This window comes from Plastoroseomonas arctica (assembly GCF_018128965.1).
Taxonomy (GTDB): Bacteria; Pseudomonadota; Alphaproteobacteria; order Acetobacterales; family Acetobacteraceae; genus Plastoroseomonas; species Plastoroseomonas arctica.
The window spans coordinates 75,421-88,558 of the sequence record NZ_JAAEDH010000014.1; the positions used below are offsets into that span (position 1 = coordinate 75,421).

Genomic DNA, 13,138 nt, shown 5'->3' on the forward strand with positions numbered 1-13,138 from the left:
GTCATTGTCCTCCGCTCGCGGAGTCGTCCCGCACGGCCAGCACCTTGTCCACCCGCCGGCCATCCATGTCCACGATCTCGAAGCGCCAGCCGGCCCAGGCGATGCGGTCGCCCTCCTTTGGCACGCGCTGCAACAGCGCGAGCATCAGCCCCGCCACCGTGTGGTAGGTGCCGGCGTTGGGCAGCTCGGGCAAATCGAGGCGCGCGCGCAGCTCGTCCGATGGCAGCATCCCGTCGATCAGCATGGAGCCGTCATGGCGCGTGACCGGCACGCCCGCGACCGGCTCCTCCACCGGCCCGAGTTCGCCGATGATGGCCTCGAGCAGGTCCGAGGCGGTGACCACGCCTTCGAAGCTGCCATACTCGTCCATCACCAGCGCGATCCCGAGCGGGTCGCCCTTCAGGCGGTCCATCGCACCCAGCGCGGAGAGCGTGTCGGGCAGGATCAGCGGCTGGCGCAGCGCGGTCGCTATGGTCAGCACCTCGCCGCGCAGCAGCTGGTCGAGCAGATCCTTCGCGATCACCACGCCCACCACATTGTCGACCCGGCCATCGGCGACGACGAAGCGCGTCACCTCCTCCGACCGCAGACGCTCGGCCAGTGCCTCGGGCGTGTCGCCGCGGTCGAGCCAGGCGACCTCCGGGCGGGGCGTCATGATGGCGCGCACCGGCTTGTCGGCCAGGCGCAGCACCCGCTCGATCATGTGGCGCTCCTCGGTCTCCAGAACGCCGGATTCGGCGCCCTCGGCAACGACCGCCTTCACCTCCTCTTCCGTCACGCCCTGATCGATCGGGCGCGACTGGCCGAGCAGCTTCATCACCACCGCGGTCGAGGCGCCGAGCAGCCAGACCAGCGGCGTCGAGGCGCGGCCGATCCAGGCGAGCGGGCGCGCCACGATCACCGCCACGCCCTCGGGGTGGCGGAGCGCAACCTGCTTGGGCACCAGCTCGCCCAGGATCAGCGACAGGTAGGTGATCAGCAGCACCACCAGCGTGAGCGCGAGCTCATTGGCGATGGGCGCGATCAGCGGGACGTCCCTGAACCATTCGCCGAGCTTCGCACCCAGCCGCGCGCCGCCGAAGGCGCCGGCGAAGATGCCCACCATGGTGATGCCGACCTGCACCGTGGGCAGGAAGCGCTGCGGGTCCTCCCCCAGCGCGATGGCGGCGGCGGCCCCCTGGCTGCCGCGACGCTGCATCGCCTGCAGCCGCGGCCGCCGCGCCGAGACGATGGCAAGTTCGCTCATCGAAAAGCAGCCGTTCAGCAGCACGAGCAGGAGGAGGATGAAGATCTCGAGGGCGATGTCCATGGCGGGGCTTATAGCCGAATCCCTGGCACGCGCGCAGGCCGCCGCGTCACGCTTCGGACAGCCCAAAAATCGCGCCGACGCCGAAGGTTGCAGGAGAATTTTCGTCGCGCGCCAACGTGAGCCGCAACATTCGGCTACAAAAGATGGTGCGCCGCAATATTGCCATTTTCCGGTCCGGGCGCCGCCTTGATGCCGGTGTTCTCTCTGCACCAAGCGGAGGTCAAACCCTGGCCGCCGCGTCGGAGAGATACGCGTCCATGAACGCCCCCCTTCGCATGACGGTCCCGGCCAAGGCCCCGCAAGGGCGCCTGCGGGGCATGCTCCACCCGGTGACGCTGGCGATGCTCGCGCTGGTCACGCTCGCACATCTGGGCACCTGGTGGGCGCTGAACCGCCCCGCCCAGATCGCCGAGTTCCGCGGCCAGGTTGCGGGCCTCGCCTTCGCCCCCTACCAGCGCGGCCAGTCGGCCGAGGGCGATCGCTGGCCCTCGGCCGACGAGATCGCCTCCGACCTCCGGGTCGTGGCACCCCATACCCGCAACATACGGAGCTACGCCGTGCATGGGGGGCTCGAGCGCATCCCCGAACTCGCCGCGGCGCAGGGGTTGGATCTGCGCGTGGCCCTCGGCGCCTGGCTGGACCGGCATCTGGACCGCAATGCGGTCGAGATCCGCTCGCTGATCGACACGGCGCGCGCCAACCGGAACGTCAACCGCGTGATCGTGGGCAACGAGTCGATCCTGCGTGGCGACCTCACACCGGCGCAGCTCATCGGCTACATGGAGCAGGTGCGCCGCCAGGTGCGCGTGCCCGTGACCACGGCCGAGCCCTGGCACGTCTGGGTGGACCACCCCGAGCTGGGTCGCGCCGTCGACGTCATCACCATCCACCTGCTGCCCTATTGGGAAGGCCTGCCGGTCGACGAGGCCCTGCGCTACATCATGGACCGGTATGACCAGGTGCAGGCGCTGTTCCCGGGCAAGCCGATCGTCATCGGTGAGGTGGGCTGGCCCTCGGCTGGCCGCGACATTGGCGCGGCGCGCGCGACGCGCGTCAACCAGGCCGAATTCCTGCGCCGCTTCTTCGTCGAAGCCGAGCGCCGTGGCCTGAACTACTACGTCATGGAAGCCTTCGACCAGCCGTGGAAGGTGTCCTTCGAGGGCCGTGCGGCCGGTCACTGGGGCATGTTCGACCTCGACCGTGCGCCGAAGTGGAGCCTGACGGGCACCGTGAGCGAGACGCCGGCCTGGGCGTGGTGGGCGGGCCTGTCCTCGCTCTTCGCCTTCGCCGCGAGCCTGTTCTTCCTGATGCGCCGCCCGGATATCCGCTGGCAGGGCAAGCTGATGCTGGCCGGGCTGGCGCAGCTCTTCGTGGCGGGCACCACGCTGACGCTGCTGGCGATGAGCGAGACCTACCTCTCGCTCTCCGCGGCGATGGTCTGGGGCACGCTGGTGGCGGGCCAGGTGATGCTGCTGGCACTACTGCTCTCGGACAGCTTCGAGCTGGCCGAGACCATCTTCGGGCGCGTGTGGAAGCGCCGCTGGCCGGCCCTGCCGGCCGCGCGTGGCGACACACTGCCCAAGGTCTCGATCCATATCCCGATCTGCAACGAGCCGCCCGAGATGGTGCGCCAGACGCTCGACGCGCTCGCCGAGCTCGACTACCCCGACTTCGAAGTGCTGGTCATCGACAACAACACGATGGACCCCGCTTTGTGGGAGCCGGTGGCCGAGCATTGCGCGCGCCTGGGTGAGCGCTTCCGCTTCTTCCACCTCGGCAAGTGGAAGGGTTTCAAGGCCGGCGCGCTGAACTTCGCCATGCGCGAGACCGCTGATGACGCCGAGATCGTGGGCGTGCTGGACTCCGACTATGTGGTGAACCCGGACTGGCTACGCCGCATGGTGCCGTTCTTCGCCGACCCGAAGGTGGGGTTCACGCAGTCGCCGCAGGATTATCGCGACGCGAACGAGAGCGTCTTCAAGCGCATGATGTTCTGGGAATATGCGGGCTTCTTCAAGGCCGGCATGGTCACGCGCAACGAGCGCAACGCCATCATCCAGCACGGCACCATGACGCTGGTCCGCAAGTCTGCGATGGCCGAGGCCGGTGGCTGGGCCGAGTGGTGCATCTGCGAGGATAGCGAGCTCGGGCTGAAGCTGATGCGGCAGGGCTGGGAAGCCGTCTACGTACCCGACAGTTTTGGGCGCGGCGTGATGCCGGACGACTTCGCGGCGTACCGCAAGCAGCGGCACCGCTGGGCGTATGGCGCGGTGCAGATCGTGAAGGGACATCTCGGCGCGCTGCTGAACCCGTTCCGCCGCGACCTGACAGCCGGCCAGAAATGGCACTTCGTGATGGGCTGGATGCCGTGGCTGGGCGACGCGTTGGGCCTGATCTTCGTGCTCGGCGGCATCGCCTGGTCGATGGGACTGATCTTCATGCCCGTCAGCACCGAGTTCCCGATCCTGCTGTTCATGCTGCCGAGCCTCGGGCTGTTCGTCTTCAAGCTGGTGCAGATCATGGCGCTGTACGCGGCGCGGGTGCCTTGCGGCTGGCGTGACCGGATCGGGGCGGCGGTGGCCGGGCTCGCGCTGACGCACACCATCGGCAAGGCAGTGCTGATGGGCATCTTCACCAAGAAAGCACCATTCCTGCGGACGCCCAAGATGAAGGATGCGCCGGCGCTGGTGCAGGGCCTCGTCATGGCGCGTGAGGAACTGGCGCTGCTGATGCTGCTCTGGGGCTCGGCGATCGGCGTCAGCATCGTCCACCAGGGAAGCACCTGGGAAGCGCTGCTGTGGACCGCGGTGCTGCTGGTCCAGTCCGTGCCCTACCTGGCGGCGGTGTCGGTGAGCATGATCGCGGCGATGCCGGCTCGGCGCACCGTGCCGGCGGCCCTGCTGCCCGCGCCCGTGTCGCAGACCAGCAAGGCGGGCAGCGTGATGGCGCGGTCGGGCGAAGGCCTCTAGGACCTTACCCACGACGCGATAGAACAGGGTCCGGGAGAACCACTCTCCCGGACCCTTTCCTTGTCCGAGGTGCCTCGATGCGTGACCTGCCCGTGCCCGCGCGGATCTTCGGCCTCGCGGGGCTGCTCCCCTTTCTCGCCTTGGCCATCGGCTGCTGGTTTCGACCGGCATTTGGCTTTCCCCTTTCGGCCTATGGCGCGACCATCCTCGCCTTTCTCGGCGCGGTGCATTGGGGCTTCGCGTTGAGTGACGGTCGAGCGCCGTGGGGGCGCTTCGGGCTCGGCGTCGTGCCGGCGCTCGTGGCGTGGGTCGCGCTGCTGCTGCCGCTCGTCGCCGGCCTGCTGGTGCTTGCGGCGGGCATTGCCAGCACGGCGCTGGTGGAGCGCCTGGCAGCGCGGCGCGGTCTGGTACCGTCACCCTATCTTGCGCTGCGCCTGGTGTTGAGCGGTGGCGCCGTCTTCGGGCTTCTCCTCGGTGCCATTGCGCTCGCTTGAGCTTGCGTTGAAGATCATCTCATTTTATGAGATTTGTTAATTCCACCTTAAGCACAATCACAGGTCGAGACAGCCATGGGCGCCGCTAATAACGTCATCAGCTTCCCGCCGAGCACGGAGGATCGCCGTCGCATCGCCATCCGCCGCCTCTTCACCGCCTTCGAGGCCCAGACCCAGGCCATGGCGGATCTGCGCAGCTTCCTCGGGGTCAATCCGGCCTCGGAGACGGAGGGCACCGACCAGGTGCTGAACTAGCCGCGGCTTGCAAGGGCTGACACGCGACGCCCGGACGCCCATCCTCCCCATGATCCCAGGGAGGCAGCCATGGCAGAGCACACGCTGATCGCAGAATTCCGCGCCGCGCGGCTGATCCCGGTGGTGCGGACCTCGACCGCCGCGCACGCGGCCCAGGCCGTCGCCTGGCTCCGCGAAGCCGGGCTGCGCATCTTCGAGATCACCATGACCATCCCCGACGCGCCGGCGCTGATCCGCAGCCTCGCCGCCGACCCTGACCTGCTGGTCGGCGCCGGCACGGTCGTCGACGCCGAAGCCGCCCGCGCCTGCCTCGCCGCGGGGGCGCGCTTTCTCGTCAGCCCCTGGGTGAACCCGGCGATCGTCGCCCCCGCCCGTGTGGTCGGTGCCTGCGTCATGCTCGGTGCCGCCACCCCCACCGAAGTGCGCGCCGCGCTCACCGACGGCGCCGACGTGGTGAAGATCTTCCCCGCCGCCTCGCTCGGCGGCCCCGGGCACATCAAGGCACTGCGCTCGGTCTTCCCGCAGGTGGTGTTCTGCCCGACCGGCGGCGTCGATGCCGGCAACATGGGCGACTACCTCGCCGCCGGCGCCGCCTTCGTGGGCATCGGCGGCAAGCTGGTCGACGAACGCGCCATCGCGGCCGGCGACCGCGCCAGCGTCATCGCCGCCGCCCTGGCCGCCCAGGGCATGGCCGCGGCATGAGCACCCCCGCCCTGCTCTGCATGGGCGAGCCGATGCTGGAACTCAACCGCCAGCCCCCCGACGCCGAAAGCCGCGCGCTCTACCTCGAAGGCCATGGCGGCGACACCTCCAACGCCGCCATCGCCGCCGCGCGCAGCGGTGCGAGCGTAGGCTACATCACCGCCATCGGCAGCGACGCGGCCGGCCAGAGCTTCCTCGATCTGTGGAAGCGCGAAAACGTCGACACCGCCACCGTCACCATCCGCCCCGACGCCCCCACCGGCCTGTACCTCGTCACCCACGGACCCCAGGGCCACGAATTCACTTTCTACCGCACCAACTCCGCCGCCGCGCAGATGACGCCCGCCGACATCCCCGAAGCCGCCATCCGCGCCGCCCGCATTCTCCACGTCTCCGGCATCAGCCAGGCCATCTCGGCCACCGCCTGCGACGCCGTCTTCCACGCCATCCACACCGCCCGCGCCGCCGGCACCCTCGTCTCCTACGACACCAACCTGCGCCTGCGCCTGTGGCCCGCCGCCCGCGCGGCCGCCATCATCCACGCGGCCCTGGCCCTCAGCGACATCGCCCTGCCCTCGCTCGACGACGCCCGCACCCTCACCGGCCTCGACACCCCCGACGCCATCGCCGATTTCTACCTGACCCTCTGCCCCACCGTGCTCCTCAAGCTCGGCGCCCAGGGCGCCCTCTGCGCCACCCGCACCCACCGCACCCACATCCCCGCACACCCCGTGACACCCATCGACGCCACCGGCGCCGGAGACTGCTTCGCCGGCGCCTTCCTGGCCCGACATCTCGCCGGAGACACCCTCGAAGACGCCACCCGCTACGCCACCATCGCCGCCGCGTTGAGCACAACCGGCTTCGGCGCCGTTGCTCCCATCCCGACGGCGGAGGCGGTCCTGGCGGCGAGGGGGTAAGAATAAGCAAGGCGGGGGGGCTTTGCCCCCTCGACCCCCACCAGGAGCCTGGAGGCCCCTGGACCCGCATTACTTGGTGCTGAGCTTGGAAGGTGATTCTGGACTTTTATCAGAGCCTGTCATCGGGAGAGGGTGGCCGGTGAGCGCTCACCAGTTGGGCGCGAACAGCCGGCCACCCTCTCCCGATGACAGGCATTCCGGACAACGACCCAGTACCAACCCTACCAAGACCCGGTACCAAACAAATCCGGGTCGAGGGGCCTGCAGGCTCCTCGCGGGGTCCAGGGGCAGAGCCCCTGGCCTTGCTCACTTCTATCCCACCGCCAGCAGTGCCTGCACCGCCGCGGCTTGGCAGGGTTCGATGACGGCGACGCCGGCGGCGTCTTCGGCGGCTGCGCGGTGCCCGGCCATGCCGGCGCAGCCCAGGATTATGGCTTGGGCGCCGCCAGCGGCGAGTTCTTTGGCGAGTTCGCGAATGCGGGCGCGGGGGGCGATGGGGTCGGTGAGTGTTTCCATGTCGAGGTTGAGCGGCAGGGATTGGGTAAGGCGCGCTTCCAGCCCCATGGATTGCAGGGCGCGGAGCTGGCGGGCTTTGCTCTGGTCGGTGAAGCCGATGATGCCGAAGCGTTCGGCGCGCGCCACGGCGGCGGCGATGGCGGAGCGAAGCACGCCGAAGACGGGGCGCTGGGTCGCGGTTCGAGCAGCTTCGAGGCCGGGGTCGGAGACGCAGGCGATGATGTAGGCGGCCGCGTCCTGGGTCTCGATCATGCGGCAGAGCGGTTCGGCGGCCGCGTACCAGTGGCGCCAGGTGATGATGGCGGGCGGGCCACCGGGAAGCGAGAGCACTTCGATGCGCGGCAGGGTAGGTGCGGCAAAGCGCGCCAGAGAGGCGGCGATGCCCGCGGTGCAGCTGGCGGAGCTGTTGGGGTTGATGACGAGGATGCGGCGGCTGGCTTGGCTCATGGCGGCATCTTTTCGCAGCCTGTTGCGCATCGCAACCCTTGCCTTGTTTTCAGGCTTGATCTGGGATGAGAGCTTAACTTGCCGGCAACGCTTGTTTGTGTTGCAGCGCAGCATAGGCGGGTGCATATCAGGATGATGCCGGAGCCAACCTCTCCCTTGAAGCAGTGGCGCCCACCTGTCGTCGGTGCGAGCACCTTGCCTCCGTTTGGAACGATGATCGGGCGTGGCCTGCGCAATCGCTGCCCTTATTGCGGCGAGGGCAAGGTCTTTCGCGGCTATCTGAAGGTGGTCCCTGCATGTTCGGTATGCGGCGCGCCGCTGGGGCGGCTGCGCGCGGATGACGCGCCGCCCTACTTTACCATCCTGCTGGTCGGCCATCTGGTGGTGCCGGCGGTTTTCATGGTGGAGCGCGCCTACCAGCCGCCGATGTGGCTGCACATGGCGGTGTGGCTGCCGCTGTTCACCATCCTGTGCATGATCGCGCTGCGCCCGATCAAGGGCGCTGTGGTCGGCTGGATGTTCCGGCTCGGCATGGCCGACCAGGCGGACGCCGCCGATGGGTAGCGGGGCCGTCGCCGACACGCGCGACCTAGTGCGCATCACGCTGCCCGACGAGGCGCCGCTGCAGTCGGCCTATGCCGAGGCGGACCGGCGCCAGGCCGTGGCGGACCTGCTCACCGGCAATCGCTTCGCGCCGACCGAGCTTGGGCCGGGGCCATGGAGCCTAGCGCTGGCGGTGCGCGACGGGCGGCTGGTGTTCGACATCCGCGACGCGGAGGACCAGCCGCTGCGGGCAATCATCCTCGCGCTCGGTCCCTTCCGCCGGCTGATCAAGGACTACCACCTGGTGGTCGAGAGCCACGAGCGCGCGGTGGTGGAAAACCACGGCGAGGCGCGGGTGCAAGCGATCGACATGGGCCGGCGCGGGCTGCACAACGAGGGCGCAGAGCTGCTGATGGAGCGCCTGCGCGAGCGCGTGGTGGTGGACTTCGAGACCGCGCGGCGGCTGTTCACCCTGGTCTGTGCGCTGCACCAGCGGATCTAGGCGCGGCCGGTTGGACCTCTACCAAGCCCTCATCGCGCCTTTCGTCGAATTCGGGTTCCTGCGCCGCGCGCTGGTGGGATGCCTCGCTCTGGCGGTGGCGGCGCCGGTGCTGGGCGTGTTCCTGACCTTGCGGCGGATGAGCCTGACGGCGGAGGTGCTGGGCCACGCGATCCTGCCCGGCATCGCGGGGGCCTATTGGGTCGCGGGGCTGTCGGCGGCGGCGATGTGGACGGGCGGGCTGGTCGCGGGCCTGGCGGTGGCGCTGGGTGCGGGCGCGCTGGCGCGGGCGACCGAGAGCCGGGAGGATTCGACGCTGACGGCGCTGTACCTGCTGGCGTTGGCTGCGGGTGTGGCGATGATCTCGGCGAGTGGTGGGTCTGGCGACCTGCAGGCGCTGCTGTTCGGTTCCGTGCTGGGCGTGGACGACGCCGCCCTGCTGCTGATGGCGGTGGCAAGCACCGTGACGCTGGTGGGGCTCGCCTTCGCCTGGCGGCCGCTGGCGCTGGAATGCTTTGACCCGGGCTTCGCGCGCGGCGCGGGGGCGCGGGGCGGGGCCTGGCACATGCTGTTCCTGGCACTCGTGGTGCTGAACGTGCTGGCCGCGTTCCAGGCACTGGGCACGCTGATGGCGGTGGGGCTGATGATGCTGCCGGCGATCGCGGCGCGGCATTGGGCGCGCAGCCTGGCCGGGATGGCCTATGCGGCCGTGGCGGTGGCGGTCTCATCAAGCGTGGCGGGGCTGCTGCTCTCCTACCATGCAGACCTGCCGACCGGGCCCGCGATCGTGCTGACGGCGGGGGCGGTGTGGTGCGGCTCCTTGCTCGCGGGGCCCGTGGACGGGGTGCTGGGGCGCGCCTGGCGTCGGCGGCATCTGGCGGGATGACGGTGCCCGACGAGGACGCGGTTGTCGCCATCGCGCGTGCGGCGGCGGAGGGCGAAGGATGGCCCTTCGTCGAACCGCTCAGTGTCACGCGGCACGGATCAGCGTGGCATGTGATGACCAATGTGCCGATGCGCGGCAGCAACGTGAATGTCTGGGTGGATGCGACGACCGGCGCGGTACTGAAGCAGGCCTTCGCGCGCCGCTGATCAGCGGCGGACGAAGCCGAACCGAACCGGGGTGCCTTGTGCACGGGCGCGGCGGATGCGCCACCACAGCGTGGCGCCGCCGATGAGCCCCGCGATGATCGCCACCGGCAGCAGCACGGCAACGGCCATCACGGCGACTGCCGCCAGCACCAATGCGCCGGAGAGGATCGCGAGCAGCATCGCCATGCCGCCGACACGGGTCAGGATACGGTCCAGCCGACCGGGCGCGGGGCGCGGCGCGGGGTCGCGGAACTCGCCCTCGGGGGTCATGTCGATGATCGGTGGGCGGCGGGTGGTGTTCATGGTGGGAAGCACGTGGCCCGTCGCGAGGCCGGGTTCAAGACGGGGTGCGGGGAAGGTAGTGGACGCGCCCATCCATCAGCCGGCGCGCTGTGCGGAAGACAATGGCGCTGTCGGCGTGCCAGGTGTCGCCGGTGCGGGTAAGCACGCCGCCCACCGAGAGTACGCCCGAGGGGTTGCCGACACGCACCTCCTCCCCCACCACGGCGCGGGCGAGCAGGTTCGGCAGGGTGCCGGGGATGCGAGCGGCGACGCCGAGGCACATGGCGCTTGTCAGCGGGGTGGCGCGATGCGCGCGCTCCATCGAGAGGACGCGTGTGGCGATGTCGAACTGCTCCGCGGCGATGGTGGTGCCATCGAGTGCCGTGAAGTCGCGCGGCGGGGCGACCATCGCGATCTTGGGCACGGCGAGACCGGCGGCTTCCGGCGTGGCGGACATGGCCATGGCGACCGAGGCCGTGCGGCGCAGCGCGTCGAGCCGCGCCATGAGGCCAGGCTTCGCCTCGATTGCCTCGGGACTTTCGGTGCCGTCGCAGCCCAGCGCCTCGGCATCGACGAAGACCATCGGGTTCGCGGCGTCCACCAGCGAAGCACGGATGCCGTCGAGGGTTTCGATAACATGGCCCGTCGGCAGCAGGCTGGCGGTGCGGGTGCCGCCGGGGTTGAGGATGTCGATGCGCACGCGGGCACCGGTGCCCGCGACCCCGGCGATGGCGAGGTCGCCCGCCACCTGCGCGCGGCCATCCTTCATGGGGAAGCGGGCGTGCATGATCTTGCGCGTGTTGGTCTGGTGGATGCGCACGAACGCCTCGCCATCGCGGGGCGCTTCGATCAGGCCCTCATCGACGGCGAAGGGGCCGACGGCGCCGGAGAGGTTGCCGCAGTTGGAGCCCCAATCCACCACAGGCCGGTCCACCGCGACCTGGGCGAAGGTGTAGTCCACATCGGCGTCGGGATGCGTCGGCGGCCCGATGATGACGGCCTTGGAGAGCGAGGAAATGCCGCCGCCCATGCCGTCCAGCTGTCGCCCATAAGGGTCCGGGCTGCCGATGACGGCGAGGAAGATCGCTTCCTGTTCAGCGCGGTCCGAGGGTAGGTCGCGCGCGTGGAAGAACACGCCCTTGGAGGAGCCGCCGCGCATGAAGGTGGCGGGGATGGAGCGTTGGGTCATGGGCGATCCGCGATGTAGGTTTGGCACCGTTCCACTAGCATCGCCGGCGACAAGACTGCGCTGTCGAGGCGAAGGTGCGCATCCTCGCGCGGTTCGAAATGGCGGATGGTCACCGCGTTCCAGTCGGGCAGGGCCAGGCCGGGGATGTCGCCAACACGGCGCTCCACGCGCCTCCGGTGCTCGGCCGTGTCGGAACAGACGAGCATGATGTTGACCAGCTTGGCTGCGGCGCGTTCGGCCACGCCACGCCAACCCTCTCGGCTTTCCCGGACGGGGTCGACACAATCGGCGACGACGTCTTGGCCCAGCCGCAGATTGGCCTCGGCGACGGCGTTCGCCACCGCGTATCCGGCGGGGCCAATCTGCATCGAACCCGCGTTCTTGATCGCCTGCTCGATGGCGTCGATGCGGAGGTACAGCGCCGAGCGGCGGGCCGCGAGTTCGCGCGCGACGGTGGTCTTCCCGGTCCCCGGAAGGCCGCTGAAGACCACCAGCAGCGTCACTCCCGCCAGCTCGTATCCGTGCGGTCCAACTTCCGCATCAGCGCCGGCCACTCAAGCTTCCCGAACGGCCGCCGCGTGGTCGGCTTGTACAGGTGGTTCGTCGCCGCGATCACATCCTGCGGCGGCAAAATCATCTTCCCATTCGACGCCATCGCCAGCACCTGCGCCTTGCACGCCAACTCCGCGCGATAGATGTTCGAAAACGCCTCCGCCACACTCGGCCCGCACACCAGCAGCCCGTGATTGCGCAGCACCATCAGATCCGCATCGCCGAGATTGCGCACCAGCTCTTCCTGCTCCGCCATGTCCACCACCACGCCGTGGTAGTCGTGGTAGGCCACCTTGGAAAACCGCATCGAAGTTTGCGTCATCGGCAGGAAGCCGCACTCCATGGACGACACCGCCATGCCCACCGGCGTGTGCGTGTGGATGATGCAGGCCGCATCATGACGGTGCCGATGGATCGCCGAATGGATCACGAACCCCGCACGGTTCACGCCATAGTCGAATTCCGGCTTCCACAGGATCTCGCCGGCCAGGTTGATGCGGATCAACGACGACGCCGTGATCTCCTCATACAGCAGCCCATAGGCGTTGATGAGGAACTCGTCCTCCGTCCCCGGCACGCGCACCGAGATGTGGTTCGCGATCATGTCGGTCATGTCCCACAGGGCCACCAGCCGGTAGCACGCGGCGAGGTCCTGGCGGGCCTGCCACTCCTCCGGGCTGACCTTGCCTTGGAGGGACGTGATTCCGAGGGAGGCGTTTGACATTCGACGGTTCCTTTGACGACAGCATGGGGGAATGAATTCCCCCAAACCCCCTTCTTTTATTTTTATCTATTGGTGCTTCCTCACAGCCGCACCAAAAAATCAGAAATAAAAGAATGGGGGTCCGGAGGAAATTCTTTTCCCCCATCTCACTGCTTATGAATGGGATCAATCCAAGCCACATTCTCCGGCTTCTCCGCCGGCTCGATATCCAAATTCACCACCACCGCCTCATTGTCCGACCGCACGAGCACGCATTCCAGCGTCTCATCCGTGCTGGCGTTGATCTCCTGGTGCGGCACGTAGGGCGGGATGAAAATGAAGTCCCCGGCATTGGCCTCGGCGACGAATTCCAGCTTCTCGCCCCAACGCATCCGCGCCCGGCCCTTCACCACGTAGATCACGGATTCCAGCGCGCCGTGGTGGTGTGCGCCGGTCTTTGCATTGGCATGGATGTGCACCGTGCCGGCCCAGATCTTCTGCGCGCCGACGCGGGCGAAGTTGATGGCGGCGGCGCGGTTCATCCCCGGCGTCTGCGCGGTGTTGGCGTCCAGGCTGTCGCCCGGGATCACGCGAACCCCGGTGTTCTTCCACCCATCAGGCGGGATGTCGTGGCTATGGTCGTGCCCGTCATGCGGCATGGCACTT

16 protein-coding genes are annotated in these 13,138 nt (G+C 68.8%); 9 read left to right on the top strand and 7 right to left on the bottom strand.

Annotation, left to right across the window (positions count from 1 at the left end; all coding sequences use genetic code 11):
* Position 1: 1 nt before the first annotated feature.
* The gene (locus GXW79_RS13165; protein ID WP_211874857.1) at positions 2–1,309 is read right to left on the bottom strand and encodes a hemolysin family protein; all 1,308 of its coding nucleotides are present in this window, start codon (positions 1,307–1,309) and stop codon (positions 2–4) included.
* A 257-nt stretch (positions 1,310–1,566) separates the two neighbouring features.
* On the opposite strand from GXW79_RS13165, the gene GXW79_RS13170 reads away from it, so the two are divergent.
* From GXW79_RS13170 to GXW79_RS13190, 5 genes are all read left to right on the top strand, one after another.
* The gene (locus tag GXW79_RS13170) at positions 1,567–4,278 is read left to right on the top strand and encodes a glycosyltransferase (protein ID WP_211874858.1); all 2,712 of its coding nucleotides are present in this window, start codon (positions 1,567–1,569) and stop codon (positions 4,276–4,278) included.
* A 77-nt stretch (positions 4,279–4,355) separates the two neighbouring features.
* On the top strand, positions 4,356–4,772 hold the full coding sequence (locus tag GXW79_RS13175) for a DUF3429 domain-containing protein (RefSeq protein ID WP_211874859.1): 417 nt from the start codon (positions 4,356–4,358) through the stop codon (positions 4,770–4,772).
* A gap of 75 nt (positions 4,773–4,847) precedes the next feature.
* Positions 4,848–5,027 (top strand): hypothetical protein, encoded by a 180-nt coding sequence (locus GXW79_RS13180; RefSeq protein WP_211874860.1) that lies wholly within the window; start codon positions 4,848–4,850, stop codon positions 5,025–5,027.
* 69 nt (positions 5,028–5,096) lie between these two features.
* Positions 5,097–5,729, top strand: a complete 633-nt coding sequence (locus tag GXW79_RS13185) for a bifunctional 4-hydroxy-2-oxoglutarate aldolase/2-dehydro-3-deoxy-phosphogluconate aldolase (RefSeq protein WP_211874861.1) — start codon at positions 5,097–5,099, stop codon at positions 5,727–5,729.
* Positions 5,726–6,649: a sugar kinase gene (locus tag GXW79_RS13190; RefSeq protein ID WP_211874862.1), complete on the top strand. Its 924-nt coding sequence runs from the start codon at positions 5,726–5,728 to the stop codon at positions 6,647–6,649. The genes GXW79_RS13185 and GXW79_RS13190 overlap by 4 nt, the downstream gene beginning before the upstream one ends.
* A gap of 312 nt (positions 6,650–6,961) precedes the next feature.
* Here GXW79_RS13190 and GXW79_RS13195 read toward each other — a convergent pair whose 3' ends face one another.
* Positions 6,962–7,612: an aspartate/glutamate racemase family protein gene (locus tag GXW79_RS13195; protein WP_211874863.1), complete on the bottom strand. Its 651-nt coding sequence runs from the start codon at positions 7,610–7,612 to the stop codon at positions 6,962–6,964.
* Positions 7,613–7,825: 213 nt separating this feature from the next.
* Between GXW79_RS13195 and GXW79_RS13200 the strand changes: the two genes are divergently transcribed.
* From GXW79_RS13200 to GXW79_RS13215, 4 genes are read left to right on the top strand one after another with little or no spacing between them, the layout of a single operon-like run.
* Positions 7,826–8,176, top strand: a complete 351-nt coding sequence (locus GXW79_RS13200) for a DUF983 domain-containing protein (protein ID WP_246503979.1) — start codon at positions 7,826–7,828, stop codon at positions 8,174–8,176.
* A complete protein-coding gene (locus GXW79_RS13205; RefSeq protein ID WP_211874865.1) occupies positions 8,169–8,657 on the top strand; it encodes a UPF0262 family protein in 489 nt (162 codons plus the stop codon). Before GXW79_RS13200 ends, GXW79_RS13205 begins: the two co-directional genes overlap by 8 nt.
* 10 nt (positions 8,658–8,667) lie before the next feature.
* Positions 8,668–9,540 carry a metal ABC transporter permease gene (locus tag GXW79_RS13210; protein ID WP_211874866.1) on the top strand — a complete coding sequence of 291 codons (873 nt, stop codon included), beginning with the start codon at positions 8,668–8,670 and terminating at the stop codon, positions 9,538–9,540.
* Complete coding sequence (locus GXW79_RS13215) at positions 9,537–9,746, top strand: hypothetical protein (RefSeq protein WP_211874867.1); 210 nt, start codon at positions 9,537–9,539, stop codon at positions 9,744–9,746. Before GXW79_RS13210 ends, GXW79_RS13215 begins: the two co-directional genes overlap by 4 nt.
* Here the strand turns inward: GXW79_RS13215 and GXW79_RS13220 are convergent, their stop codons facing one another.
* From GXW79_RS13220 to GXW79_RS13240, 5 genes are all read right to left on the bottom strand, one after another.
* Complete coding sequence (locus tag GXW79_RS13220) at positions 9,747–10,049, bottom strand: hypothetical protein (RefSeq protein ID WP_211874868.1); 303 nt, start codon at positions 10,047–10,049, stop codon at positions 9,747–9,749. It abuts the gene before it with no gap.
* Positions 10,050–10,083: 34 nt separating this feature from the next.
* Entirely contained in the window at positions 10,084–11,217 is a 1,134-nt protein-coding gene (locus GXW79_RS13225) for a 2-methylaconitate cis-trans isomerase PrpF family protein (protein WP_211874869.1), read from the bottom strand.
* On the bottom strand, positions 11,214–11,720 hold the full coding sequence (locus GXW79_RS13230) for an AAA family ATPase (protein ID WP_367614904.1): 507 nt from the start codon (positions 11,718–11,720) through the stop codon (positions 11,214–11,216). Before GXW79_RS13230 ends, GXW79_RS13225 begins: the two co-directional genes overlap by 4 nt.
* Positions 11,717–12,493, bottom strand: a complete 777-nt coding sequence (locus GXW79_RS13235; protein ID WP_211874870.1) for a class II aldolase/adducin family protein — start codon at positions 12,491–12,493, stop codon at positions 11,717–11,719. Before GXW79_RS13235 ends, GXW79_RS13230 begins: the two co-directional genes overlap by 4 nt.
* 146 nt (positions 12,494–12,639) lie before the next feature.
* On the bottom strand, positions 12,640–13,131 hold the full coding sequence (locus tag GXW79_RS13240) for a cupin domain-containing protein (RefSeq protein WP_211874871.1): 492 nt from the start codon (positions 13,129–13,131) through the stop codon (positions 12,640–12,642).
* Between the last annotated feature and the right edge of the window lie 7 nt (positions 13,132–13,138).